Genomic DNA, 23,596 nt, shown 5'->3' on the forward strand with positions numbered 1-23,596 from the left:
GATCAGCGTCGCACGCCGTCCGTTCGGCGGTCAGTTCCCGCCGCCCGCGCGCAGAGCGTCGAGATCGGCCTTCACCGTGTCGACCGGGATCGCGAATCCGAGACCGACGCTGCCCGCGGTGGAACCGCTCGAAGAACTGGGCGAATACATGGCCGAATTGATTCCGATGATCTCGCCGTTCATATTGATCAACGCGCCGCCGGAATTCCCCGGGTTCAGCGAGGCGTCGGTCTGGATCGCCTTGTACGTCGTCTTCGACGAGCCGGTGTCGCCATTGAACTGCTGCCCGCCGAACTCGAACGGCCAGCCCTGCCGCGGGTCGTACTGCTGCTGCTCCTGCTGCCGGCTGTCGTCGTCCTTGGCGACCGTCACGTCCCGGTCGAGCGCCGAGACGATGCCGCTGGTGACGGTGCCCGTCAGGCCCTCGGGCGAGCCGATCGCCACGACCTCCTCGCCGACCCGCACCTTCGACGAGTCGCCGAGCGTCGCCGCCTTGAGGCCCGAAGCGCCCTCCAGCTTGATCAGCGCCAGATCCTTGTCGGGGTCCGTACCGACGACCTTCGCCTGGTACGTCTTCCCGTCGCTGAGCCGCACGGTGACCGAGGAGGCCCCCGAGATCACGTGGTTGTTGGTGACGATCTCGCCGTCCGCCGTGATGATCACGCCCGAGCCGGTCGACTTGCCCGCGTTCGACGTGGCGGAGATCTCCACGATCGACGGCGACACCGCGGCCGCCACGCCCGCGACCGTGCCCTTGCTGCTCGCCGACACGTTCGTCCCGTTCACCGCCGACGAGGCCGTGGCCGGGTCGTCGGCCCCCAGCTGCTGGACCAGCGTCGCCGTCCCGCCGCCGACCGCCGCCGCGGCGATGGCCACCGCCACGAGCAGTCCGACCCCGCGCTTCGCCCGGCGCCGCGACCCGGGCGCCCCGGCCGGCGCGACCGCCACCGGCGGCTCCACGGGAGGCGGCACCTGCCCGCCCGAGGGCCAGATCGTCGTCCCCGGCTCGGTCATGATCGGTTGCGTCGGCTCGTACGGCGGCCTCGGCGGGTAGGAGGGCTGCTGCGGCTGCTGCTGGAAGTCCGTCATGCCCCCGACTCTCGGACCGCTCCATGAGAACCGTCTGAGGACCGGCTGAGAAGCCCGACAGAACCCTGTATGCCCGATGTAAAGACGGCTCGGGCGGGCCCGGGAGCGGGGGGGGGCTACTCGTGGCAGCCGCAGGAGCGGCGCACGACCAGGGAGGAGGGGAAGAGCTTGACGCGCTCGCGTCGGGAGCCGGCGACGCGGAGCGAGTCGTCCAGGACGAGGTCGACGGCGGCGCGGGCCATGGCGGGGCGGTCGGAGGCGACGGTGGTGAGGGGCGGGTCGGTGAGGGCCGCTTCCTTCACGTCGTCGAAGCCGGCGACGGCCAGCTCCGAGGGGACCTCGATGCGCAGTTCGCGGGCGGCCCGCAGGACGCCGAAGGCCTGGTCGTCGGTGGAGCAGAAGATGGCCGGCGGCCTGTCCGGGCCGGCGAGCAGCTTCAGGGCCACCTGGTAGGCGTCGTAGCGGTTGTACGGCGCCTCGAAGAGCCGGCCCTCGGTCGAGAGGCCGGCGTCCCGCATGGCGCGCCGCCAGCCCTCGACGTGGTCGGCGACCGGGTCGCCGACGGCCGGGGTGTTCGGGACGCCGCCGAGGCAGGCGACATAGGGGTGGCCGTGGTCCAGGAGGTGCCGGGTGGCGAGCTGGGCGCCCTCGACGTCGTCCGTCACGACGGCGACGTCGTCGATGGCCTCGGGCCGCTCGTGCAGCAGCACCACGCGCGCGTCCCAGGCCTCGATCTCGCTCGCGGCCTGCTCGCTCATGCCCTGGCTGACCAGGATCAGTCCGGAGACCCGCATGCCGAGGAAGGCGCGCAGATAGTGGATCTCGCGCTCGGTGCGGTAGTCGGAGTTGCCGACGAGGACCATCTTCCCGCGCTCGGCGGCGGCCTGCTCGACCGAGTGCGCGAGCTCCGCGAAGAACGGCTGCCGGGCGTCCGGGACGATCATGCCTATGAGGTCCGTGCGCCGGGACGCCATCGCCTGGGCCACCCGGTCGGGGCGGTAGCCCAGCTCCTTGATGGCTGCGAGGACACGCTCGCGCGTGGCCGGGGCGACCGGCCGGGGTCCGTTGTTGATGACGTAGCTCACGACCGCGGTAGAAGTACCCGCCAGTCGCGCTACGTCATCCCGCGTCACCTTGGCCACGCGCGGAAGTCTACGCGTGGCGACCTACCTACCGGCAGGTCGCACTGTGGCATCCGCCACGTTCGTGTCCGCCATGGGGGTGACATCCCCCGTGGCGTCCTTGACGCGGGCCGCCACACGGGCCTCTTCCTTCGCGCGTGCCTCCTCTGCGGCCCGCTCCACCTTCTCGGGGGTGACGAAGCGGTAGCCGACGTTGCGGACGGTGCCGATCAGCGACTCGTGCTCCGGGCCCAGCTTCGCCCGCAGCCTCCGCACGTGGACGTCGACCGTACGGGTGCCGCCGAAGTAGTCGTATCCCCACACCTCCTGGAGGAGCTGGGCGCGGGTGAAGACCCGGCCGGGGTGCTGGGCCAGGTACTTGAGGAGCTCGAACTCCTTGAAGGTCAGGTCCAGGACCCGGCCCTTGAGCTTCGCGCTGTACGTCGCCTCGTCGACCGACAGGTCGCCGTTGCGGATCTCCATCGGGGAGTCGTCCGAGACGATCTGCTGGCGGCCCATCGCGAGCCGGAGCCGCGCCTCGACCTCGGCGGGGCCCGCCGTGTCGAGCAGGACGTCGTCGATGCCCCAGTCGGCGGTGACGGCCGCGAGACCGCCCTCCGTGACGACGAGGATCAGCGGACAGCCGGGCCCCGTGGAGCGCAGCAGCTGGCAGAGCGAGCGGACCTGCGGGAGGTCGCGCCGGCCGTCGACGAGGATCACGTCCGCGCCGGGGGTGTCCACGAGGGCGGGGCCCTCGGCCGGGGCGACCCGGACGTTGTGCAGCAGCAGGCCGAGTGCGGGCAGCACCTCGGTCGACGGCTGGAGGGCGTTGGTCAGGAGCAGCAGAGAACTCATCGCTCCCCACCTACATGGGTCGTCGGTCGGTAGTGCGTCGTTCGCTCGTCCATGACGTCGGTTCCTCCTCGGTCCCTGCGAGGACGTCTATGTGTGCTCACGCTGGCTCTCTCGCGCCTGAGAGCTTTTGTTCATCCGTCCGTAACAACGGTCGGAAAACACAAAAGGACCCGGGGGCTGCGTTGCCCGGATCCTCTGGCAAGCAGAATAGCCCACATGAGTTCCGAGGCAGAGGGTCGATTTCACATCCTGGATGTTTCCTCGCTCACTTCCGTCCACCACCGGATGTCGCGGCGTGCGATGTTGCGTACCGATGACGGTGTCCGGATCGAGGCGGTTTACGAACCCTCATGGGCAAGTGTCACCGATTCGGCCGTCACCGGTACGGCCGTCGTCCTCGCCCACGGCTTCACCGGGGCCGCGGACCGGCCGGCCGTCCGCCGCGCGGCCCGCGTCCTCCAGGAGCGCGGCGCCTCCGTCGTCACCTTCTCCTTCCGGGGCCACGGCCGCTCCGGCGGCCTCTCCACCGTCGGCGACCGCGAGGTACTCGACCTGTCCGCCGCCGTCCGCTGGGCCCGTGACCTCGGCCACGCGCGCGTGGCGACGGTCGGCTTCTCGATGGGCGGCTCCGTCGTCCTGCGCCACGCCGCCCTGGAGCGGGACACGCCCAGCGGCCCGGACGCCGTCGCCGCCGTCTCCGCGCCCGCCCGCTGGTACTACCGGGGTACGGCCCCGATGCGCCGCGTCCACTGGCTCGTCACCCGGCCCGCAGGCCGCCTCGTCGGCCGTTACGGCTTCGGCACCCGCATCGACCGGCGCTCCTGGGACCCCGTACCCCTCTCCCCGGTGGAGGCGGTGCCCCTGATCGCGCCGACCCCCCTGCTGATCGTGCACGGCGACCGGGACGCGTACTTCCCGCTCGACCATCCGCGCATGCTGGCCGGCGCCGGCGACGCGGAGCTCTGGGTGGAGCGCGGCATGGGCCACGCGGAGAACGCGGCGGACGAGGGTCTCCTCGCCCGGCTCGGCGACTGGCTCACCCGCGCATAGCCCATCATGGGGGGCGGCGCGCACACGAACGAAGGGAGCGCCGCTATGGCAGCGGGAACCATCCGCTACTGGGCCGCGGCCAAGGCAGCCGCCGGTGTCGCCGAGGAGCCGTACGCCGCCGAGAACCTGGCCGAGGCCCTCGACGCGGCCCGCGCGAAGCACCCGGGCGAGCTGACCCAGGTCCTCCGCCGGTGCTCGTTCCTCGTCGACGGCGACCCCGTCGGGACCCGGAGCCATGAGACGGTACGGCTCGCCGAGGGCGGCACGGTCGAAGTGCTCCCCCCGTTCGCAGGAGGGTGACCCCCACACCATGAGCAACGACCAGTACTACGGCGGGCAGCAGTACGACCCGTACGGCACCCCCCAGCACCCCGCCGACGTCACGCAGACGTGGGAGGGCCAGACCTGGGACACCCAGTACCAGCCGGCCGTCTCCTACGAGGAGGCCGCACGGGGCGGCGCGCAGCCGCAGCCGCAGCCCTACGCCGAGCCGCAGCCGTACGAGCCGTACGCCCAGCAGCAGCCGTACGCCGAGCAGCCTTCGTACGCCGAGCCCCAGCCGTACGAGCCGTACGCCTCGCACGGCGGCCCGGCGGGTCACTACGGCGAACCGCAGCAGGCGCCCGCGCCCGTCCCCGTGCCCGCCCCCGCGACGGGAGACGCGGCGGGAGACGGGGCCGGGCCCTCGTACTCCTCGCCGACGACGGCCGGGAACACCCGGATCACCGACGCGCAGCGGGCGCGGGCCGAGGGCCGGTCGCCGATCATCGAGCCCGGCATGCGGCCGGCGGCGCTGACGGCGGTCCTCGGACTGCTCCTCGCGGGCGGCGCGGCCCTCGGTTCGTACGGCCTGCTCGTCCCGCTGGTGCTGCTCCAGGGTCTGACCGCCGCGGGCTGGTTCCGGCTCAACGGCATGTGGCCGGCCCGGCAGGGCATCGCGCTCGCGTTCGCGGGCGGACTGGTCGCGGACGCCGCGCTGCTCGCCACCGGCCGGGAGAACGCTGCCCCCGCCATCCTGGGCACGCTCGGCGCGTGGGTGCTGCTCTGCCTGGTCCTCCAGCTGCGCAGCCACGCGGACCCGGACGAGCGGATGTACGGCCTGATGGCCACGGTCGCCTCGGCCGCGCTGACCGTCGTGGCCACCGGGTACCTCGGTGCCGCGTCCGACGCGGTGATCGTCGGCGGGGTCGCCGTCGCCGCCGCCGTCATCGCCCGCGCGCTGCCGCTGCCCGGCCCGGTCTCCCTGGTGGTCTCGCTGCTCGCGGCGGCCGGCGCGGGAGTCGCCGCCGGCGGCCTCACCGACCTGGGCACCTCCGGGGCGCTGCTCGGCCTCGGCGCCGGGGTCTGCGCGCTGGTCGGCCTGCGGGCGGCGAGCTACGACTACCCGTCCCGCTTCGTCCACATGACCGCCGGGGTTGCGCTGCCGCTGACGGCCGCCGTCCCCGCCGTCTACCTGCTCGGCCGCGCCCTGGCCTGAGCCCCGCCCGGCCGGGCCCGCCCCGGCCCCGGGAACCATCCGGCCCCCCGACACGTCGATCTTCGTGTCGGGGGGCCGAGGACTTTCCGCACCGGGCTCCCGCGCCGTCGCGGGTCCGCCACGCCGAAGCTTTCTACCGGGGGGACCCACATCCCATGCGAGCACTGCGGATTCTGCTGATCCTGGCCGTCGTGCTGGGCGGGATCTTCGTCGGGATCGACCGTCTCGCCGTGGCCTACGCCGAGTCGGAGGCGTCGAGCCGGGTGAAGCTGTCGGCCGCGACGAGCGAGTCGATCGAGGTCGACATCAAGGGCTTCCCCTTCCTCACCCAGGTCGCCGGCAAGCGGTTCGACGAGGTCGACGTGACCGCGAAGGGCGTGCAGGCGACGGCCGGCTCCAAGCGCATCCGGGTCGGCGAACTGACCGCCGTCCTGCGGGACGTGACCGTCACCGGCGACTGGGCCGGCGCGAAGGCCGGCACCGCCTCCGGCACCGCCCTCATCTCGTACGCGGACCTGACCGCCGCAGCGGCCGACCAGGGCGCCACCGTCGCCTACGGCGGCAACGGCAAGGTGAAGGTGACCGGCGGTGTCCGGATCATGGGCCGCACCCTGACCCGTACGGTCCTCTCCACCGTGACCGTCGTCGACGGCGGCACGATCCGCGTCCGCGCCGACGAGGTGCCCGGCGAGGGCCTCCCCGGCATCGAGGAACTGGTCCGCGCCCGCACCGACTTCGAGCGCCCGATCGGCATGATCGCCGGCATGAAGGTCGAGAAGGTCGAGCCCCGCCCGGACGGCCTCGCGGTCATGGTGACCGGCAAGGACGTCGTCCTCGCGGGCTGAGCCCGCCCCGGAACGGGCCTCTGGCCACATGGTGAGACGGGGCCGTCCGCTCCGTAGATGGAGAAGCCGGACACCTGGGTACGGAGACGCCCGCACCCCCTCCGTACGGTGATCCCATCTCGCATCTCGGACGATCGCGTCTCAAAATACGACACACCGGTGACACGGCCGCCTGTCCGTCCCTACGATCGAGGGCATGAAGCGACAGGCGGATCTCACGAAGCGGCGGGCAGTAGACCTGTGCCGCGTCGCCGCCATGCTCTGTCGCTCCGTCTGAGCGGGACTCGCCACCCCCGCCATTCCTCAGGCCCTCCCCGTCGAGGTTCAGGGCCGCCCTGTGCAAGCCGTACGCACGTTTCCGCATGTCCGAACGCACGCGACGACGCGTACCGCACCACACCCGCACCACCCGCACCACACCGCCGCACACTGCCCCGGAGGAGAACAGCATGGCTCGCAGCGACGTACTGGTCGACGCGGACTGGGTCGAGGCCAACCTCGACAACCCGCAGGTCGCCATCGTCGAGGTCGACGAGGACACGTCGATCTTCGACAAGAACCACATCCGCAACGCCATCCGGATCGACTGGACGCAGGACCTCCAGGACCCGGTCCGCCGTGACTTCGTCGACCAGGCCGGCTTCGAGAAGCTCCTCTCGGCCAAGGGCATCGGCAACGACACCACGGTCGTCCTCTACGGCGGCAACAACAACTGGTTCGCCTCCTACGCCTACTGGTACTTCAAGCTCTACGGCCACCAGGACGTCAAGCTCCTCGACGGCGGCCGCAAGAAGTGGGAGCTCGACGCCCGCGAGCTCGTCAGCGAGGTCACCGAGCGCCCGGCCACCACCTACACGGCCCAGGCCCAGGACTCCTCCATCCGCGCCTTCCGCGACGACGTCGTGGCCGCGATCGGCTCCCAGAACCTGGTCGACGTCCGCTCGCCCGACGAGTTCTCCGGCAAGCTGCTCGCCCCGGCGCACCTCCCGCAGGAGCAGTCGCAGCGCCCCGGCCACGTGCCGAGCGCCCGCAACATCCCGTGGTCGAAGAACGCCAACGACGACGGCACCTTCAAGTCGGACGACGAGCTCAAGGCCCTCTACGAGGACGAGCAGGTCGACCTGGCGAAGGACACCATCGCCTACTGCCGCATCGGTGAGCGCTCCGCGCTGACCTGGTTCGTCCTGCACGAGCTGCTCGAGGTCTCCAACGTCAAGAACTACGACGGCTCCTGGACCGAGTACGGCTCCCTCGTCGGCGTGCCGATCGAGCTCGGCGCCAACAAGTAACCCCACTTCTTCCCCAGGACAGGACAGCGAACATGTGTGGAGCCCAGGTCGGCGGTCCCGACGTCAGCACGCTCAAGCTCGGTGAGACGGCCATCCAGGGCCAGGTGACCAAGGACGGCGAGCCCGTCAGCGGTTACGTGCGCCTCCTCGACGGCTCCGGCGAGTTCACCGCCGAGGTCCCCACCTCGGCCACCGGCCAGTTCCGCTTCTACGCGGCGACCGGCGAGTGGACCCTCCGCGCCCTCGTCCCCGGTGCCCAGGCCGACCGCAAGGTCGTCGTCACCGAGGCCGGCAGCCTCACGGACGTCGCCATCGCGGTCTGACGTTCACCACTGAACGGCCGGAGGGCCGTGCCTCCTGGGGGGTTGGACGCCACACCAGGACCGAGGCACGGCCCTCCGGCTTGCCCTCTCCGCGCGTACCCTAGAGGTGTGTACGCGCGGCGTCGGCACGTCTACTTCTGGATGATGGGCGCCTGCCTGGTCCTCTTCGTGGGCGCCTGGGCTGTAGTGCGCCTCTTCTCCATGCCCGTAGCCATCGGCATGTGCGTAGTCGCCATGGTCATCCCCCCCATCGCCGCCATGGTCGCCAACCGCCGCGGCCCCGACGACCGCTGGTGGGACGACCCATCGGGCGACCCCCAGTCCGACGACTGGTGGGACGAACTGGACGGCAAGAAGCGCCGGGACCGGGACTAGGGCCTGTCCGGCGGGACCCGGGGTGCGTCGGGGGTCAGTAGACGAGGGCCTGGGTGTCGTCGGTCATGGCTTCCTGGACGAAGAGTTGGGCGCCGGCGATGCGGATGCCGTTCAGGACGTCGTGCTCGGTGATCTGTCGGCGGGTGGCGCACTGGGTGCAGAGGGTGATGCGGCCGGCGGCGAGGATCGAGTCGATCAGGTCGGGCAGGGGCGCGGCGTGCGGGAGGTCGAATTCCGCGGCGCGGCCGGGGAGGGCGAACCAGGAGGACTCGCCGGTCAGCCAGAGGGAGACCTCGACGCCGCTGGCGACGGCGACGGCGGCCACCGTGAAGGCCTGGGAGCAGCGTTCGGGGGCGTCGGCCCCTGCGGTCACCTTGATCACGAGCTTCTTCGCCATATACCGAACTGTAATGCGCTCCGTCGCAACCCCATGCGCCTCTCGCGTGTCAGGTGGATGCGCGGATGACGGAATCCGCGCTTCAGGTCTCGTGGGGGGACTCTTGAGCAACGAAGAAACCATCCCAAACCAGGGAACAGCGCCACCGCCGGAGCGCATGGGCGATCCGGAAGCAGCGGCTCCGGTCGTGAATCCTGGGATGGAGGAGACCGTGGCCGACGCCGTCGTCCGGCCGCGGCGCCGTGTCCTCCGTACCGTCGGGCTCGTCGCCGTCGCCGCCGTGCTCGGTGTCGTCGGGGGCACCGCCGTCGGCTACCGCATTCAGGCCGACCGCGAACCCACCCCGCTTCCCGCCCTCAACCAGGTCGGCCTCGCCTACCCGGCCAAGCCGCTGCCCAAGGGCGAGGGGCCGGAGCCGCTCTCCGCGAAGGAGGACCTGCAGTCGAAGGCGCAGGGGGACCTGCGGAAGCTGCTGCTGCCGAAGCCGAAGGGGGGCGCGGGCCGACGGGAGGGACGGGTGGCAGCCGCTGGACGCGTACGCCGATTCCTTCACCCTGCCCGACAGGAGGCTCGAGGACGCGCTCACCTCGGGTGTCCGCCGCGTCGCCACGCGCGCGTGGCGGGTGGGCGAGTACAAGAGGGTCCAGGTCGAGCTCGTGCAGTACCGGGCGGACTCCCGGCTCGGAGCGTTCGAGTTCGTGACGGAACAGCAGCGCCTCGCCGCGAGCGACGACAAGTCCGCTTCCCTCGGGCACGAGGTGAAGGGCTCCACGAACGGCCGCTACTACGTCTACCCGGTGCGCCGGGAGGCCGGATACCTGGACGCGTACGAGGCCCGTGCGTTCATCCAGCGCGGCGACATCGCGGTCACGATCATCCTGTACGACACACACAAGATCGCCGAGAGTGAGATCCGCTCTCTGGCCGAGCGGCAGCTGGGGCGCCTGTGAGCGAGAAGTCAGGGAGCCGCACCCGCCGGGTCCTGAAGAACGTCGTGGTCTCCGCGCTCGTGCTCGGGGCCGTCGGCGGCGGGGTCGCGTACACCGCCGTCACCGCTCAGAACGCCGACCGGACCGCGCCCACGGTGGCGTGGGCGGGGCCCAGCGCGAGCGCGACCCCGAAGGACCCCGCCGAGGGCTTCCAGCGGGGCCTGGCGTCGACGCCGCTGAGCAAGCTGCTCCTGCCGGTGCCGGAGGGCCATGTCCTCGGCTCGGACATCGAGGGCTACGGCAACGACGCCGAGGTGTCGGCGAAGCAGGCCAGGGCCCTGCTGAAGCTGACGGGCAGCGGCTACTACGGCAAGGAGCGCCGTGCCTACGAGAAGGAGGTCGACCGGCTCGGCATCCAGGGCATGGCGATGCGCTCGTACGCCGACGACGCGGGCACCTACCAGGCCGAGGTGCTCATCCTGCGGATGAAGGACAAGACCACCGTCCGCAAGTTCTTCGAGGTCCGGAAGAGGATCTCCGAGCTCCTGGAGCTGCGCAAGGGCCCGAAGATCAAGGAGTACGCGAAGAACTCCGCCTGCTTCCTGGGGCCCGAGCCCGAGAAGCCCAAGGCGCGCGAGGGCGGCCAGCGGAATCCGGACCTCCAGGACATGGTCTGCTCCGCGTACGACGGCGAGTTCATGATCACCGTCCGGGCGTACGGGTCTCCGCCCTTCGACCGGAAGGCCGTGGCCGACCTCGTCGAGAAGCAGCTCCGCCACATCGCGTCTCCGGGGGAGTACGTATGACCGAGCCACTGACCGAGCCGCAGGCCGAGACGCAGGCCGAGACGCCGACCGAGCAGCTTTCCGACACGCCGACCGACACGCCGACCGAGCCGCAGCCCGAGACCGCCGTCGGCGCCGTGTCCGCGGCTCCGCGCAGGTCTCGGCGGGTCCTGTGGGCCGTCGCCCGCTGGACGGCCGCCGTCGTCGTGTGCGGAGGCGTGGGCGCCGGTACGGCGATGGGGATCACCGCGCTGGACCGGGAGGACGTGCCGGGGCTCGCGACCGAGAGCGACGGGCGCTGGGAGTACCCGCGGCTGAAGCTGCCGGCGCTGCCGGCGGACAAGCCGCGTCCCTTCACCGACGGCAACGACGGCGAGGTGCACTACGCCGACCTGCGCGAGCTGCTGCTGCCCGCGCCGGCCGGTGCGACGCCGGACCCGAAGCTGAACGGCGGGTTCGTGTCCACGGAGGCGTACCTCTCGCTCTACGGGAAGGAGTTCCGCGGCGATCTGCGGAAGACCCTCGCGGACTCCACCCTGCGGCACATCGCCGCCCGCGGGTGGACGACCCCCGACGGCACCCGCACCAGCGTCCACCTGCTGCGCTTCAGCTCGGTGGCGTACGCGGAGGAGTACCTGCGCGGAGCCGTGGAGGTGGACAGCACGGACGGTCCGACGGCCCTGCCCGACGGTGTGGAGCGGGTGGACGCGGAGACGTTCGCGGACGACATCGGCGTTCCGTCGACGCGCGCGCACGCCTACCGGGAGCAGAAGCCCTACGGGCCCGAGCAGACCCGGTGGGCCTACGTGCAGGCGGGGGACACGCTGGCGCTGATCACGCAGACGCGGAAGGGGGAGGCGCTCGCGGTGCCGTTCCAGCAGACGGTCACGCTGCAGAACCAGCTGCTGGGGTAGCGCCGGCGCCCGAGACCCACCTCACCGAGTGGGCCGGGCCCCCGCCTACTAAGCTGGGGTCCGGCCCTTACTGCCTTCACCGCTCGTCCGAGGAGCATCCCGTGATCGTTTTCTTCGAAGCTCTGCTTGTCCTCGTCTGTGTCGGCGTGCTCGCCTTCACCGGTCTCGCCGTGAAGAAGCTGTACCAGGGCCAGCGGTAACCACTTCTAGAGAACGCCAGAGCTGCTCATGATCGAGATCCCCTCCGACCTCAACCCGGGCCTCGTCCCCCTCGCGTTCCTCCTTGGCACGTGGGAGGGCGCGGGCGTCTCCGACTTCCCCGGCGCCGAGAAGTGCAACTTCGGCCAGACCGTGACGTTCAGCCACGACGGCCGGGACTTCATCGAGTACCACTCGCACTCGTGGGTCCTGGACAACGACGGCAACAAGGTCAAGCCGCTGGAGAGCGAGAGCGGCTTCTGGCGCATCGACAAGGACCGCAAGGTCGAGGTCGTCATGGTCCGCGACGACGGCGTCGTCGAGGTCTGGTACGGCGAGCTCGCCGACCAGAAGCCGCAGATCGACCTGGCGACGGACGCCGTCGCCCGCACCGCGGCCTCCGGCCCGTACAGCGGCGGCAAGCGCCTCTACGGCTACGTGAAGAGCGACCTCATGTGGGTCGGCGAGAAGGCGACCCCCGAGGTCCCGCTCCGCCCCTACATGTCGGCCCACCTCAAGAAGGTCGTCACGCCGGAAGAGGTCGCGGAGATGGCCCGCAACCTGCCCGACATGCCCGACGACGGCATCGCGTTCTTCCGCTAGAAGCCGTTCCCCGGCAAGAAGCCCCCGGCGCGCCGCGCCCTCCTACACTGGGGGGCGTGGTGAGCACCGACTGGAAGAGCGACCTGCGGCAGCGGGGTTACCGGCTGACGCCGCAGCGCCAGCTTGTCCTTGAGGCGGTCGACGCCCTGGAGCATGCGACGCCGGACGAGATCCTGGTGGAGGTCCGCAGGACCGCGTCGGGGGTGAACATCTCGACGGTGTACCGGACGCTGGAGCTCCTTGAGGAGCTCGGCCTGGTCAGCCACGCCCATCTGGGTCACGGAGCCCCGACGTACCACCTCGCCGACCGGCACCACCATCTGCACCTGGTGTGCCGGGACTGCGACCGGGTGATCGAGGCGGACGTCGAGGTGGCCGCCGAGTTCACCGGGAAGCTCCGGGAGACCTTCGGCTTCGAGACGGACATGAAGCACTTCGCGATCTTCGGCAGGTGCGAGGACTGCGCCGGGAAGGCCGCGGCCGCCGAGTCGTAGGCTTTTCTTCATGAAGAGCCCTCTGCTGTCCCTGCCCGGTGCCGTCGCCGCCGAAGGCCGCGACGAAGGTGTCGCCGCGCACTACGGCGACCTGTTCCGCGAGCAGCGCGCCCTCGCCGCCGGCGACGGTTTCGTCGACCTGTCCCACCGCGGTGTCGTCACCGTCACCGGCGACGACCGGCTGAGCTGGCTGCACCTGCTCCTCACCCAGTACATGACCGACCTGCCGGCCGGGCGGGCGACCGACGCGCTGATCCTCTCCGCGAACGGCCACATCGAGCACGCCCTGTACCTCGTCGACGACGGCGAGACGGTGTGGGCGCACGTCGAGCCGGGCACGCGCGAGGAGCTCCTCGCGTACCTGGAGTCGATGAAGTTCTTCTACCGGGTGGAGGTCGCCGACCGTACGGACGACTTCGCGGTCGTCCACCTCCCGGCCGGGTCCGTCGCCGAGGCGCCCGAGGGCGTCGCCGTACGGGAGACCGCGCACGGCCGCGACCTGTTCCTGCCCCGCGCCGAGCTGGAGTCCTTCGCCGCCGCGCACGCTCCGGCCGCCGGCATCCTCGCGTACGAGGCGCTGCGGGTCGAGGGCCACCGGCCCCGGCTCGGTTTCGAGACCGACCACCGGACCATCCCGCACGAGCTCGGCCTCATCGGCAGCGCCGTCCACCTCCAGAAGGGCTGCTACCGGGGTCAGGAGACCGTCGCCCGGGTGCAGAACCTCGGCAAGCCGCCGCGCCGCCTGGTCTTCCTCCACCTGGACGGCAGCGAGGTGCTGCTGCCCGCGCACGGCACGCCCGTGCGGCTCGCCGCGGACGGCGAGGAGGGCCGCCAGCTCGGCTTCGTGACCACCGCCGTCCGCCACCACGAGCTGGGCCCCATCGCCCTCGCCCTGGTCAAGCGGAACGTCCCGGTGGACGCCCCGCTGATCGCCGGGACGACGGCGGCCGCGCAGGAGACGGTCGTCGAGCCGTAGGCCGTCCCCGGGAGTCTCGGGCGGGGTGCCGCGGAGGCTCAGACCTCGAGCAGGACCGTGAACGGGCCGTGGTTCGTGAGCGAGACGCGCATGTCCGCTCCGAAGCGGCCCGTCTCCACGTGCGCGCCCAGCTGCCGCAGCTGGGCGACGACCTCGTCGACGAGGGGCTCGGCGACCGGGCCGGGGGCGGCGGCGTTCCAGGTGGGGCGGCGGCCCTTGCGGGCGTCGCCGTAGAGCGTGAACTGGGAGATGACGAGAAGCGGCGCGTTCACGTCGGAGCACGACTTCTCGCCGTCCAGTACCCGGACGGACCAGAGCTTTCTGGCCAATTGGGCGGCCTTCTCCGGGGTGTCGTCGTGGGTCACCCCGACCAGCACGCACAGCCCTTCGCCGGAGATCTCTCCGACGGTCTCCCCTGCGACGACGACGCTCGCGCCGTCGACCCTCTGCACCACTGCTCGCATGCGCACCAACCTACCGAGCGGCCCGCCGTCCGAAGGACGAGGGGCCGAACGGGTGCAGAGCGCCTGCACGCGCGCGTGCAGGAGTGGCACCATGCGTGAGAGGCGGTGCGGCTCCGCACCGGTCGAGGGGACGATTCTCATGAGTGCACCTGGCACCGGGCCGACGCCGTCCGGACCCGTACCGCTGATCCGCTCCGGATTTCCGGGCGGAGGACCGGGCGGAGGTCCCGTGACGCGCCCACCCGTTCAGCGGACCGAGACCGCGCTGCCGGACGGCCCGCGGCCCGACCTCGGCGCGCTGCGGCTGCCCGAGCTGCGCACGCTGCGCCGCGAGGCGCAGAGCGACGAGGCGGACCTGAGCTATGTGCGGCGGATGCTCCAGGGGCGGATCGACATCCTGCGGGCGGAGCTGGCGCGGCGGACCGATCCGGAGGCCCCGGTCCTCGACCGGCTGTCGGAGATCCTCGCCGACGTGCCGTCGCGGCACCGCACGTCGGCCCGGCACGTGACGCTGTCGACGCCGCGCGGCGAGGAGTACCGGCGGCTGGCGGCCGAGATGCTGTCGGAGGTCGAGCTCTCGGACCTGACGGCCCGCACGGACGACGAGCTGCACGCGGCGATGGGCCGCCTCGCGGGGTACGAGCAGCAGATCTCGCGCCGCCGCCACCACCTCCAGCGGACCGCCGACGACTGCAGCGCCGAGATCGCCCGCCGCTACCGCGACGGCGAGGCCCAGGTCGACGACCTGCTGGCCTGAGCGGAGCCCCGGGGAAACTCGGGTGCGGGGTGCCGGGCGCGTGCTTAGGGTCGGAGGATGACGGTCGACGTGCGTACGGTGACGGAATCCGAGTTCCCCGACTGGCAGCGGGCCCTGCGGACCGGGTTCCTCCGGCCGCCCGTGGTGTCGGAGGCGGAGGCCGCGGACCGGCTGGCGCACGCGGACCTCGGGCGGACCCTTGGGGCCTTCGACCGGGACCGGATCGTCGCCACCTTCCGTTCGTTCCGGCAGGAGGTCAGCACGGTCGGCGGCGGCAGTCTGACGGCCGACGCGATCACCCAGGTGACGGTCTCCCCGACGCACCGCAGGCGCGGGCTGCTCAGCCGGATGATGGCCGAGGACCTCGCCGCCGCGAAGGAGCGCGGGGACGCGATCGCGACCCTGATCGCCGCCGAGTACCCGATCTACGGCCGGTACGGCTTCGGCCCGGCGAGCTGGGCCGCCGAGTGGAGCGTGGACGTGCGCAGGGCGGGGCTCGACCCGCGCCGGTCGGGGCGCCCGGAGGACGGCGGCCGGATCGACCTGACGGACGCCGAGGAGATCCGCAAGACGGGCCCCGAGGTGTACCGCCGGCTCGCGGGCGTCCGGGCGGGCATGACGAACCGTGACACGCGCGGCTGGGAGGTCGGCACCGGTCTGGGTCATCAGAGCGAGCCGTGGCGCGAGCCGTACTACGCGATGTACCGGTCGGAGTCCGGCGAGGTCGAGGGGTACGTGGCCTACGGCGCCGACGACAAGTGGGACGACGCCAAGCAGCCGGTGAACACGGCGACCGTGCGGGACCTGATCGCCGTCACGCCGGCCGCCGAGCGCGCGCTGTGGCACTACCTCTGCTCGATCGACTGGATCGCCACGGTCCGCACCGGCTACCGCGCGCCCGACGACCCGCTGCCGCTGCTGCTGCCCGACCCGCGCGCGGCGCGGACGCTGACGTACGTCGACATGCTGTGGGTCCGGGTCCTCGACGTCGTCCGGGTCCTGGAGAGCCGGACGTACCCGGTGGCGGACGGTCTCGTCCTCGACGTGCGGGACGCCGACGGGCTCGCCGGCGGCCGCTTCCGGCTCGACGCCTCCCCGGCGGGCGCGTCCTGTGTCCGCACCTCCGAGCCGGCCGATCTCGCCCTCGACGTCGCCGAGTTGGCCCCGCTCGTCTTCGGTGACGAGTCGGCCGTGCGGCTGGCCCGCCTCGGGCGCGTCGAGGAGGCGACGGCGGGCGCCGCGGTCCGCGCGGAGCTGCTGTTCCGCACGCCGCTGAGGCCGTTCTCGCCGGACATCTTCTGATTCACGAGGCGGTCGCGGGGCCGTACAGCGCGGTGAGTTCGGCGCCGATGCGGGCGAGGGCGGTGCGGGCCTCGGGCGGGTCGTGGAGTTCGACGCGGGCGCCGAGGCCGGCGAGCTGGGCGGCGATCACCTCGGGGGAGGGGCCGTGGGCCTCGATGGCGGTCCAGCCGTCCCGGTCCCGTTCCCCGTACCGTATGCGCCCGCCGAGGAGGCCTTCGAGGACGGTCTCGGTGCCGGGCGCCGCCCTTCCCCGTACGGTCGCGGCGACCATCCGGTCCTCCATGCGGGCGGCGAGGGTGCGCCAGGCGGTGGCGAGGTCGAAGCCCTCGGGCCGTACGACGGGGGCGCCGGTCTCGGCGACGGAGGTGACGCGGCCGACGCGGAAGGTGCGCAGGCCGCGTTCGGTGTCGGCGACGAGATAGCGGACGCCTGCCTTCGCGGCGATCCCGAGCGGGCCGACGATCCGCTCGTGCGGGTCCCTGCCCGGCCTTGCGTACCCGATCCTCAGCTCGCGCCCCTCGATCACGGCCCGCTGCACCGCGCCGAGCAGCGGCTCCTCGGTGTCCGCGCCCGTCCAGTCCGTGCCGTCGGCGACCCCGGCGCGGGCCGCGGCCTCCGCGCCGTCCCTGAGCGGTGCGGGGAGGGCCCGTACGAGCTTCCGCAGCGCGGTCCTGGTCCGCGGGCTCGTGTCGGCGTCGGGCCCGGTGAGCAGGAACAGTTCGCGGATCTCGGGGGCGGTCAGACCGGTCAGGTCGGTACGGGCGCCGCCGACGAGCGACCAGCCGCCGCCCTGGCCGGCCTGTGAATAGACCGGGACCCCGGCGCTCGCGAGCGCTTCGAGGTCCCGGCGGGCGGTCCGTTCGGACACGTCCAGTTCGGCGGCGAGTTCGGCCGCGGTGACCCGCTGCCTGGTCTGGAGGAAGAGCAGGGCGGCGACGAGTCGATCGGCTCTCATGCCGCCATTGTCATCCGGCTCTCAGGCCGCCATGGTCATCTTCGGGCTCCGCCGTGCGCGGGCGGTGGCCGGGCGCAGGACGGTCGCGGCGACGGCCAGGGCGATCAGGAGCAGGCCCGTGCCGACCGCGAAGGCGAGGTGGAAGCCGCCGGTGAGGGCCTCGGCGGCGGGGCGGCCGGCGGTGGTGAGGGACTCGGTGCGGGTGGCGGCGAGGGTGGAGAGGACGGCGACGCCGACGGCCATGCCGATCTGCTGGGTGGTGTTGAAGAGGCCGGAGGCGAGGCCCGCGTCCGCCTCGTCGGCGCCCGACATGGCGAGCGAGGTGAGGGCGGGCAGCGCGAGTCCGAAGCCGGCGGCGAGCAGCATCACGGGCAGCAGGTCGGTGGCGTAGGAGGCGTGGACGGGCACGCGGGCCAGCAGGCCGAGGACGCCGACGAGCATCACGATCCCGGCGAGCAGCACGTTCCGCTCGCCGAACCGGGCGATCAGCCGCGTCGACACCCCGAGCGAGACGACTCCGATGACCGCGGCGGCCGGCAGCATCGCGAGGCCCGTCTCGGCGGCCCCGTACCCGAGGACCTTCTGCAGGTAGAGCGCGACGAGGATCTGGAAGGAGAACAGCGCGGCGACCATCAGCATCTGCACGAGGTTGGCCCCGGCGACGCTGCGCGAGCGGAGGATGCGCAGCGGCATGAGCGGGTTCGCGGTCCGGGCCTGCCGGATCAGGAAGCCGGCGAGCAGGGCGAGCGCGAGGCCGCCGAGGCCCAGGGTGTGCGCCGAACCGGCCCCGTACTCCTCGATCTTGACGACCGCGTAGATCCCGGCCATCAGGCCCGAGGTGACGAGCAGGGCGCCGAGGACGTCCGCGCCGGCCCGGAAGCCGAGCCCCTGGTCCGCGGGCAGTGCCCGCAGGGCGACGAGGAGGGTCGCGGCGCCGATGGGCAGGTTGATGATGAAGATCCAGTTCCAGGTGAGGGCGTCGGTGAGCACTCCGCCGAGGACCTGGCCGATCGAGGCGCCCGCGGCGCCGGTGAAGCTGAACACCGCGATGGCCTTGGCGCGTTCGCGCGGCTCCGTGAACAGGGTGACGAGGATGCCGAGGCTCACCGCCGAGGCCATCGCGCTGCCCACGCCCTGCAGGAACCTCGCGGCGATCAGCACGCCGGGCGACGCGGCGACACCGGCGAGCAGCGACGCGGCCGTGAACACCGCCGTCCCTCCGAGGAACATCCGCTTCCGTCCGATCAGATCGCCCAGTCTTCCGGCGAGCAGCAGCAGCGAACCGAACGCGATCAGATAGGCGTTCACGACCCAGCTCAGCCCGACGGGCGTGAAGCCGAGGTCGTCCTGCATCGCGGGCATCGCCACGGTGACGATGCTGCCGTCGAGGACGGTCATCAGCATTCCGGTGGCGAGGGCGCCGAGAGCGAGGCGGCGGGAGGGGGTGGTGGTGGCAGGGCTGGGCATGGCGGGTCTCTCCTGTCCGAGGGAGGCAACAGGAGAGACATTAACAGAAGGTTTTGTTGCAGACTATTTTTTACGGGAGTACCTCGGGTCCTGACATACGTCGGGCCCGGCCGCTCCAGGCGACCGGGCCCCGCTCGAACCTTCCGTCATCCCCGCTGCCGCGCCCTCCGCGCCGGCCTCGGGCCCTCGACGGGCGTCTCCAGATGACCGGTCGCGAGCCGGTTCAACGCACGGACCAGGACTGTCCGCTCCTCCTCCGGCAGCGACCCGAGCGCGCTCTCGTGCACCCCGTCGACGATCCTCTGGCTCTCCCGCGCCACCTTCGCCCCCTCCTCCGTCACCGCGATGATCCGCGCCCGCCGGTCCGTACTCGACGGCCGCCGCTCCGCCAGCCCCGCCTTCTCCAGCGCGTCGACCGTCACCACCATCGTCGTCTTGTCCATGTCCCCGATCTCCGCCAACTGCGCCTGCGTCCGCTCCTCCTCCAACGCGTGCACCAACACACAGTGCATCCGCGCCGTCAGCCCGATCCCCCCCAACTCCGCCGCCATCCGCGTCCTCAACACATGACTCGTGTGGTCCAGCAGATACGACAGATCCGGTTCGGTGCGCGTGGGTGCCATGGCCGTCATACCCCCCAGCGTACCCACCATCGATCCGTTCCGGATTATCGACAACCGAACGAGTCCTGCGGGGTCGCTGCTCGCGCGGCTCGATCCCGCGCAGGGGGTGCGGCTCGCGGCGCTGCCGTACGCGGCGGGGCGGCCGTTCGCTTGGGTGGATGACGAGATCGGGGCGGCGGACCGGGCGTGGGTGGCGGAGCGGCACTCGGGGGCGGCGTTGTTGTATCGGGTCGACGCGCGGCGGGGGCTCGGGGGGAACGACTACGCCGCGCTCCTCGCGTGGGCGGGGAGCGCGGCGTAGGGGGGTGGGTCAGGTGCGGGGCTGGGTGAAGCGGACCATGTTGCCGGAGGGGTCGCGGAAGGCGCAGTCGCGGACGCCGTAGGGCTGGTCGACGGGCTCCTGGAGGACCTCGCCGCCGGCGGCGCGGATCTTCTCGAAGGTGGTGTCGACGTCGTCGGTCGCGAAGATCACGCCGCGCAGCATGCCCTTGGCGAGCAGTTCCGCCACGGCCTGCCGGTCGGCGGGGGAGGCGTTCGGGTCGGCCAGCGGCGGTTCGAGGACGATCTCGACGTCCGGCTGTTCGGGCGAGCCGACCGTCACCCAGCGCATGCCCTCGAACCCGACGTCGTTGCGGACCTCGAGGCCCAGGGCGTCGCGGTAGAAGGCGAGCGACTTGTCGTGGTCGTCGACGGCGATGAAGCACTGCGAGAGTTTGACGTTCATGTCGTCGAACCTAAAACGCCCCGGCGGATTCCGCTTCTCGGATCCTGACCGGTTCGCCGGAGCCGCGTCGGTTCGCCGGACCGCGTCAGGCGGTGTGTCCGAGGCGCGCCCCGTGGCGCACCGGCCGGGTGAGGATCTTGGCCACGCACGCCGGGATCGCGGCCCCGGTCTCGTGCCGGCGGGCCCGGTAGGCGCTGGGCGTCTCGCCCACGAGCTCGGTGAACCGGGAGCTGAAGGACCCCAGCGACGTACAGCCCACCGCGAAGCAGACCTCGGTCACGCTCAGGTCGCCCCGCCGCAGCAGCGCCTTCGCGCGCTCGACCCGCCGCGTCATCAGATAGCTGTACGGGGTCTCCCCGTACGCCGCCCGGAAGCTGCGCGTGAAGTGCCCCGTGGACATCAGGGCGACCCGCGCGAGGGCCGGCACGTCGAGCGGCGACGCGTAGTCGCGGTCCATCGTGTCCCGCGCCCGCCGCAGCCTTATCAGGTCCTCAAGCGTCACCCCATCAGCATCGCACGCCCCTCCGACACCCACGGGGAAACACTATTGCAAGCAGCTGCTTGCAATAGTTAGCGGGAGCTGGCATGGTCGGAGCATGGCATCGCTCAACGTCGGGAACCTCGGTGAGTACCTCCGCGAGCAGCGGAGGACGGCGCAGTTGTCGCTGCGGCAGCTGGCCGACGCGGCCGGCGTGTCGAACCCGTATCTGAGCCAGATCGAGCGGGGGCTGCGGAAGCCGAGCGCCGAGGTGCTCCAGCAGGTCGCGAAGGCGCTGCGGATCTCGGCCGAGACGCTCTACGTGCGGGCGGGGATCCTCGACGAGCAGGAGCGGGAGGAGCTGGAGACGCGGGCCGTCATCCTGGCCGATCCCTCGATCAACGAGCGGCAGAAGCAGGTGCTGCTCCAGATCTACGACTCGTTCCGCAAGGAGAACGCCGCCGAAGCGGCTGCTGAGGCGGCTGCCGAGGCCGCCGCGGCGCCCGATGCCGGACCGACCTCGAAGCAGTAAGTACGTACACGCAACTCCGGGAGGACCACAGCATGGCCATCATCGACGAACTGCGTACCCCTCTCTACTTCGCCGCCGGCACCGCCGACCTGGTCGCGCAGCAGGCCAAGAAGGTTCCGGGCCTGATCGAGCAGCTGGCGGCGGAGGCCCCGGCGCGGATCGAGGCCGTGCGGAAGACCGACCCGAAGGCCGTGCAGGAGAAGGTGACCTCGCAGGCGAAGGAGGCACAGGCGACCGTGCAGTCGAAGTTCGCGGAGGTCGTGGGCGGGCTCGACACGGACCTGAAGAAGCTGGGCGAGACGGCCCAGGACCTGGCGCTGCGCGGGGTGGGCGTCGCCGCCGAGTACGCGGTGAAGGCGCGGGAGAAGTACGAGGAGGTCGCCGCCCACGGCGAGGAGGCCGTGAAGGCCTGGCGTGGCGAGGCCGCGGAGGAGATCGTCGAGATCGCGGTCGTCGTGGAGCCGGAGCCCGAGACGGAGCCGGAGGCCAAGGCCGAAGCCCCGTCCGAGGCCGCCGAGGAGGCGCCCGCCGAGAAGCCCGTCGCCAAGAGGACCACCGCCCGCAAGGCGCCCGCCAAGAAGGCCGCCGCCGAGAAGGAGTAAGGGTCCGGGCACCAATGCGGGTGCCTGGCGCGTTGTACCGGGTACCTTGACCGCGAGGCGCTCTCTCCACAATCTTCACTAGGCGGTGCTCAGCATGTTGCGCGCGGGATTCGACTCCCTTCTCTCCCTGGTGATCTTCCTGGTCTTCACCGGCTTCGCCGTCGCCGCGCTCGTCTTCGCCGCGATGGCGCGCGAGGACGCCTACCGCGCGGCCGAGAAGCAGACGAAGAAGTTCTGGCTGATCCTCCTGGGCATCAACCTCGTCGTGAACCTGCTGCTGCCGATGCTGTTCCTGCAGATCGCGGGTCTCATCGCCGCCATCGTGTTCATGGTGGACGTACGCCCCGCGCTCGCCCAGGTCTCCGGCGGAGGGCGAGGCGGCCGCCGCGGCGGCGGCTCCAGCAGCGACGGCCCCTACGGCCCGTACAACGGCGGCCGCTAGGGCCTGCCCGGCGGATCATGGCCGGGGTCGCGGCGCCTGGCACGGCACCTCGCCGCGTTGCCGAATCGCCCCAATAGCTCCGCTATCGAGGCGCTCCGGCGCCTTGCGATGCACCGCACCAGACGCCGCGCCCTATCCGGCCCTGATCCACCGGACAGGCCCTAGCCGAGCCGCACCGGCCTCGGCCGCGAAGGAAGTGGGCAGGGCCCGGGGGTCATCCCCGGGCCCTGTCGCGTTCCAGGGCGAGGACGGCGACGTCGTCGGTGAGTTCGCCGCCGTTGAGGGAGCGGACTTCGGTGACGGCGGCTTCGAGGAGCTCGTCGCCGCGGAGGCCGGTGGAGAGCTGGCGGTTGATCATGTCGACCATGCCGTCCTGGCCGAGGCGGGGCGAGCCGGGCCCGGCGGAGCGGCCCTCGATGAGGCCGTCGGTGTACATGAGGAGGCTCCAGGCGCCGCCGAGCTCGACCTGGCGGCGGGGCCAGCGGGCGCGGGGGAGCAGCCCGAGGGCGGGGCCGCCGTCCTCGTAGGGGAGGAGCCGGGCGGTGTGGTCCTGGCGGGCGATGAGGGGCGAGGGGTGGCCGGCGAGGCAGAGGCCTGCACGGCGGCCGTCGGGGGCGATGTCGACGGTGCAGAGGGTCGCGAAGATCTCCTCGCTCTCCCGCTCGTGCTCCAGGACCTGCTGCATCGTGGAGAGCAGTTCGTCGCCGCAGAGGCCCGCGAAGGTCAGGGCGCGCCAGGCGATCCGCAGTTCGACGCCGAGCGCGGCCTCGTCGGGGCCGTGGCCGCAGACGTCGCCGATCATGGCGTGGACGGTGCCGTCGGGGGTGCGGACGACGTCGTAGAAGTCGCCGCCGAGGAGGGCGCGGGAGCGGCCGGGCCGGTAGTGGGCGGCGAAGCGGAGGTCGGAGCCCTCCAGGAGCGGGGTGGGGAGCAGCCCGCGTTCCAGGCGGGCGTTCTCCTGGGCGCGGAGGCGGGACTCGGCGAGTTTCACCTGGACGGCGTCGGCGCGCTTGCGCTCGACCGCGTACCGGATGGCCCGGCTGAGGAGCCGTCCGTCGAGTTCCTCGCGGAAGAGGTGGTCCTGGGCGCCGACGCGTACGGCCTCGGCCGCGAGCTCGGCGTCCGCCGACGCGGCGAGGGCGAGGACGGCGTGGCGCGGGGCGAGGCGGAGGATGTGGCGGAGCGGGGCGAGGGGGTCCTCGCCGGCGGCCACGCGCGGGGCGGGCAGGGAGAGGTCGACGAGGACGCAGTGGACGTCGTCGGTGAGGAGCCGCTCGGCCTCGGTGAGGTTGCGGGCGGTGCGGATGCGGACCCGGGTGCCGGCGCCGCCGGCCGCGTCGAGGAGTTCGGGTACGGCGAGGGCGCCCGCCGGGTCGTCCTCGACGACCAGGAGGGTCAGATCGGTTCGATCGGTGCGATCGGTGCCTGTGACGGTGACTGTGCCTGTCATAGCGGTGGCGTCCATAGGGGTGGCCTCACCGGGTCCCGCAGCTGCAGAGACGATTCTCTGACGCGGTAGCGATACGGGCA

General features: G+C 72.0%; 31 protein-coding genes. 20 read left to right on the forward strand and 11 right to left on the reverse strand.

Annotation, left to right across the window (positions count from 1 at the left end):
* Positions 1-30 precede the first annotated feature (30 nt).
* The 3 genes from ACZ7G1_RS29780 to ACZ7G1_RS29790 all read right to left on the reverse strand — a co-directional run bounded on the left by ACZ7G1_RS29780 (position 31) and on the right by ACZ7G1_RS29790 (position 3,065).
* Positions 31-1,089 carry a S1C family serine protease gene (locus ACZ7G1_RS29780; RefSeq protein ID WP_470880413.1) on the reverse strand — a complete coding sequence of 353 codons (1,059 nt, stop codon included), beginning with the start codon at positions 1,087-1,089 and terminating at the stop codon, positions 31-33.
* Between the two features lie 116 nt (positions 1,090-1,205).
* Positions 1,206-2,231: a LacI family DNA-binding transcriptional regulator gene (locus ACZ7G1_RS29785; protein WP_470880415.1), complete on the reverse strand. Its 1,026-nt coding sequence runs from the start codon at positions 2,229-2,231 to the stop codon at positions 1,206-1,208.
* A 24-nt stretch (positions 2,232-2,255) separates the two neighbouring features.
* Positions 2,256-3,065 carry a response regulator transcription factor gene (locus tag ACZ7G1_RS29790; RefSeq protein WP_470880417.1) on the reverse strand — a complete coding sequence of 270 codons (810 nt, stop codon included), beginning with the start codon at positions 3,063-3,065 and terminating at the stop codon, positions 2,256-2,258.
* A gap of 216 nt (positions 3,066-3,281) precedes the next feature.
* On the opposite strand from ACZ7G1_RS29790, the gene ACZ7G1_RS29795 reads away from it, so the two are divergent.
* The 8 genes from ACZ7G1_RS29795 (at position 3,282) to ACZ7G1_RS29830 (ending at position 8,424) form a co-directional block, all read left to right on the forward strand.
* A complete protein-coding gene (locus ACZ7G1_RS29795; protein WP_470880418.1) occupies positions 3,282-4,115 on the forward strand; it encodes an alpha/beta hydrolase in 834 nt (277 codons plus the stop codon).
* A 45-nt stretch (positions 4,116-4,160) separates the two neighbouring features.
* Entirely contained in the window at positions 4,161-4,415 is a 255-nt protein-coding gene (locus ACZ7G1_RS29800) for a MoaD/ThiS family protein (RefSeq protein WP_470880420.1), read from the forward strand.
* Positions 4,416-4,425: 10 nt separating this feature from the next.
* On the forward strand, positions 4,426-5,592 hold the full coding sequence (locus tag ACZ7G1_RS29805; protein ID WP_470880422.1) for a hypothetical protein: 1,167 nt from the start codon (positions 4,426-4,428) through the stop codon (positions 5,590-5,592).
* Between the two features lie 155 nt (positions 5,593-5,747).
* A complete protein-coding gene (locus tag ACZ7G1_RS29810; protein ID WP_470880424.1) occupies positions 5,748-6,437 on the forward strand; it encodes an LmeA family phospholipid-binding protein in 690 nt (229 codons plus the stop codon).
* 196 nt (positions 6,438-6,633) lie between these two features.
* Positions 6,634-6,714: a putative leader peptide gene (locus ACZ7G1_RS29815; protein ID WP_350497993.1), complete on the forward strand. Its 81-nt coding sequence runs from the start codon at positions 6,634-6,636 to the stop codon at positions 6,712-6,714.
* 172 nt (positions 6,715-6,886) lie between these two features.
* Entirely contained in the window at positions 6,887-7,726 is an 840-nt protein-coding gene (locus tag ACZ7G1_RS29820) for a sulfurtransferase (RefSeq protein WP_470880426.1), read from the forward strand.
* A 32-nt stretch (positions 7,727-7,758) separates the two neighbouring features.
* Entirely contained in the window at positions 7,759-8,049 is a 291-nt protein-coding gene (locus ACZ7G1_RS29825; RefSeq protein WP_470880428.1) for a DUF1416 domain-containing protein, read from the forward strand.
* 108 nt (positions 8,050-8,157) lie between these two features.
* Positions 8,158-8,424 carry a DUF3099 domain-containing protein gene (locus ACZ7G1_RS29830; protein ID WP_470880429.1) on the forward strand — a complete coding sequence of 89 codons (267 nt, stop codon included), beginning with the start codon at positions 8,158-8,160 and terminating at the stop codon, positions 8,422-8,424.
* 34 nt (positions 8,425-8,458) lie between these two features.
* Here the strand turns inward: ACZ7G1_RS29830 and ACZ7G1_RS29835 are convergent, their stop codons facing one another.
* Entirely contained in the window at positions 8,459-8,821 is a 363-nt protein-coding gene (locus ACZ7G1_RS29835; RefSeq protein ID WP_470880431.1) for a DsrE family protein, read from the reverse strand.
* Between the two features lie 623 nt (positions 8,822-9,444).
* On the opposite strand from ACZ7G1_RS29835, the gene ACZ7G1_RS29840 reads away from it, so the two are divergent.
* The 6 genes from ACZ7G1_RS29840 (at position 9,445) to ygfZ (ending at position 13,720) form a co-directional block, all read left to right on the forward strand.
* On the forward strand, positions 9,445-9,771 hold the full coding sequence (locus tag ACZ7G1_RS29840) for a hypothetical protein (protein ID WP_470880433.1): 327 nt from the start codon (positions 9,445-9,447) through the stop codon (positions 9,769-9,771).
* On the forward strand, positions 9,768-10,556 hold the full coding sequence (locus tag ACZ7G1_RS29845; RefSeq protein WP_470880435.1) for a hypothetical protein: 789 nt from the start codon (positions 9,768-9,770) through the stop codon (positions 10,554-10,556). The genes ACZ7G1_RS29840 and ACZ7G1_RS29845 overlap by 4 nt, the downstream gene beginning before the upstream one ends.
* Positions 10,553-11,449, forward strand: coding sequence for a hypothetical protein (locus ACZ7G1_RS29850; RefSeq protein WP_470880437.1), 897 nt, complete (start codon positions 10,553-10,555; stop codon positions 11,447-11,449). The genes ACZ7G1_RS29845 and ACZ7G1_RS29850 overlap by 4 nt, the downstream gene beginning before the upstream one ends.
* 228 nt (positions 11,450-11,677) lie before the next feature.
* Positions 11,678-12,250 carry a heme-binding beta-barrel domain-containing protein gene (locus tag ACZ7G1_RS29855; RefSeq protein ID WP_470880438.1) on the forward strand — a complete coding sequence of 191 codons (573 nt, stop codon included), beginning with the start codon at positions 11,678-11,680 and terminating at the stop codon, positions 12,248-12,250.
* 56 nt (positions 12,251-12,306) lie between these two features.
* Positions 12,307-12,744 carry a Fur family transcriptional regulator gene (locus tag ACZ7G1_RS29860; protein WP_470880440.1) on the forward strand — a complete coding sequence of 146 codons (438 nt, stop codon included), beginning with the start codon at positions 12,307-12,309 and terminating at the stop codon, positions 12,742-12,744.
* 10 nt (positions 12,745-12,754) lie between these two features.
* Complete coding sequence (ygfZ, locus tag ACZ7G1_RS29865) at positions 12,755-13,720, forward strand: CAF17-like 4Fe-4S cluster assembly/insertion protein YgfZ (RefSeq protein WP_470880442.1); 966 nt, start codon at positions 12,755-12,757, stop codon at positions 13,718-13,720.
* 38 nt (positions 13,721-13,758) lie between these two features.
* On the opposite strand, the gene dtd is transcribed toward ygfZ, so the two are convergent.
* Positions 13,759-14,184, reverse strand: a complete 426-nt coding sequence (gene dtd / locus ACZ7G1_RS29870; RefSeq protein ID WP_470880443.1) for a D-aminoacyl-tRNA deacylase — start codon at positions 14,182-14,184, stop codon at positions 13,759-13,761.
* A 139-nt stretch (positions 14,185-14,323) separates the two neighbouring features.
* Here dtd and ACZ7G1_RS29875 point away from each other — a divergent pair, with 139 nt between their 5' ends.
* Both ACZ7G1_RS29875 and ACZ7G1_RS29880 read left to right on the forward strand, forming a co-directional pair.
* Positions 14,324-14,941: an RsiG family protein gene (locus tag ACZ7G1_RS29875; protein ID WP_470880444.1), complete on the forward strand. Its 618-nt coding sequence runs from the start codon at positions 14,324-14,326 to the stop codon at positions 14,939-14,941.
* A gap of 57 nt (positions 14,942-14,998) precedes the next feature.
* Positions 14,999-16,243 (forward strand): GNAT family N-acetyltransferase, encoded by a 1,245-nt coding sequence (locus ACZ7G1_RS29880; protein ID WP_470880445.1) that lies wholly within the window; start codon positions 14,999-15,001, stop codon positions 16,241-16,243.
* Position 16,244: 1 nt separating this feature from the next.
* Here ACZ7G1_RS29880 and ACZ7G1_RS29885 read toward each other — a convergent pair whose 3' ends face one another.
* The 3 genes from ACZ7G1_RS29885 to ACZ7G1_RS29895 form a co-directional block, all read right to left on the reverse strand.
* Positions 16,245-17,198, reverse strand: a complete 954-nt coding sequence (locus ACZ7G1_RS29885) for a helix-turn-helix transcriptional regulator (protein WP_470880446.1) — start codon at positions 17,196-17,198, stop codon at positions 16,245-16,247.
* Between the two features lie 21 nt (positions 17,199-17,219).
* On the reverse strand, positions 17,220-18,665 hold the full coding sequence (locus ACZ7G1_RS29890; protein ID WP_470880448.1) for an MFS transporter: 1,446 nt from the start codon (positions 18,663-18,665) through the stop codon (positions 17,220-17,222).
* A gap of 146 nt (positions 18,666-18,811) precedes the next feature.
* Positions 18,812-19,297, reverse strand: a complete 486-nt coding sequence (locus tag ACZ7G1_RS29895) for a MarR family winged helix-turn-helix transcriptional regulator (protein WP_470880450.1) — start codon at positions 19,295-19,297, stop codon at positions 18,812-18,814.
* Between ACZ7G1_RS29895 and ACZ7G1_RS29900 the strand changes: the two genes are divergently transcribed.
* The gene (locus ACZ7G1_RS29900; protein ID WP_470880452.1) at positions 19,287-19,589 is read left to right on the forward strand and encodes a hypothetical protein; all 303 of its coding nucleotides are present in this window, start codon (positions 19,287-19,289) and stop codon (positions 19,587-19,589) included. The two genes, ACZ7G1_RS29895 and ACZ7G1_RS29900, sit on opposite strands and share 11 nt — an antisense overlap.
* A 9-nt stretch (positions 19,590-19,598) precedes the next feature.
* On the opposite strand, the gene ACZ7G1_RS29905 is transcribed toward ACZ7G1_RS29900, so the two are convergent.
* Positions 19,599-20,012, reverse strand: coding sequence for a VOC family protein (locus ACZ7G1_RS29905; RefSeq protein ID WP_470880453.1), 414 nt, complete (start codon positions 20,010-20,012; stop codon positions 19,599-19,601).
* 85 nt (positions 20,013-20,097) lie between these two features.
* Entirely contained in the window at positions 20,098-20,514 is a 417-nt protein-coding gene (locus tag ACZ7G1_RS29910) for a helix-turn-helix domain-containing protein (protein WP_470880455.1), read from the reverse strand.
* Positions 20,515-20,608: 94 nt separating this feature from the next.
* On the opposite strand from ACZ7G1_RS29910, the gene ACZ7G1_RS29915 reads away from it, so the two are divergent.
* From ACZ7G1_RS29915 to ACZ7G1_RS29925, 3 genes are all read left to right on the forward strand, one after another.
* Positions 20,609-21,022, forward strand: coding sequence for a helix-turn-helix domain-containing protein (locus ACZ7G1_RS29915; protein WP_470880457.1), 414 nt, complete (start codon positions 20,609-20,611; stop codon positions 21,020-21,022).
* A 32-nt stretch (positions 21,023-21,054) separates the two neighbouring features.
* Positions 21,055-21,624 (forward strand): hypothetical protein, encoded by a 570-nt coding sequence (locus ACZ7G1_RS29920; protein WP_470880458.1) that lies wholly within the window; start codon positions 21,055-21,057, stop codon positions 21,622-21,624.
* 94 nt (positions 21,625-21,718) lie between these two features.
* The gene (locus ACZ7G1_RS29925; protein ID WP_470880460.1) at positions 21,719-22,066 is read left to right on the forward strand and encodes a DUF2516 family protein; all 348 of its coding nucleotides are present in this window, start codon (positions 21,719-21,721) and stop codon (positions 22,064-22,066) included.
* A gap of 214 nt (positions 22,067-22,280) precedes the next feature.
* Here ACZ7G1_RS29925 and ACZ7G1_RS29930 read toward each other — a convergent pair whose 3' ends face one another.
* Complete coding sequence (locus ACZ7G1_RS29930; RefSeq protein ID WP_470880462.1) at positions 22,281-23,516, reverse strand: PP2C family protein-serine/threonine phosphatase; 1,236 nt, start codon at positions 23,514-23,516, stop codon at positions 22,281-22,283.
* Between the last annotated feature and the right edge of the window lie 80 nt (positions 23,517-23,596).

It is taken from the genome of Streptomyces sp. NPDC037273 (assembly GCF_055603625.1).